The sequence below is a fragment of the Halomonas marinisediminis genome (genome assembly GCF_004347715.1).
Classification (GTDB): Bacteria; Pseudomonadota; Gammaproteobacteria; order Pseudomonadales; family Halomonadaceae; genus Halomonas; species Halomonas icarae.
Genome location: NZ_SLTR01000300.1, coordinates 1 through 291, shown reverse-complemented (window position 1 = coordinate 291; position 291 = coordinate 1). Strand labels below are relative to the sequence as shown.

The following is a 291-nucleotide window of genomic DNA, read 5'->3' as shown; positions in this document are numbered from 1 at the left end:
CTCGCGCTCAACCCCTATCTGGTCACGGCGCCCCGGTTCGCAGCCCGTGTGGATTACAGCGGCTAGGAGCCTGTGCGCTGTTCCAAGATCAGGGCGATGGCCTCGGACATCATGTCCGCCTGCGCCTTGTGTGTCGCTCCGCCAACTCCAAGGAACGGGCCCAGCCGCCAATAGAGACCTGGCGCCCAGCATCTCTGCCCGGGTACCTTGAGACGCAGCAGAAAGCCGTTCGAGGGCTTGAAGGCAAACACCCCGCGATTGACGCTCGCGATCTCGTCGAACCCACACAAG

General features: G+C 63.6%; 1 protein-coding gene. It reads right to left on the bottom strand.

What is annotated here, in order from left to right; translation table 11 throughout:
* Nucleotides 1-62 precede the first annotated feature (62 nt).
* Nucleotides 63-291 (bottom strand): hypothetical protein (locus E0702_RS19695; RefSeq protein WP_205742015.1); only part of this gene is annotated, 229 nt, incomplete at its 5' end.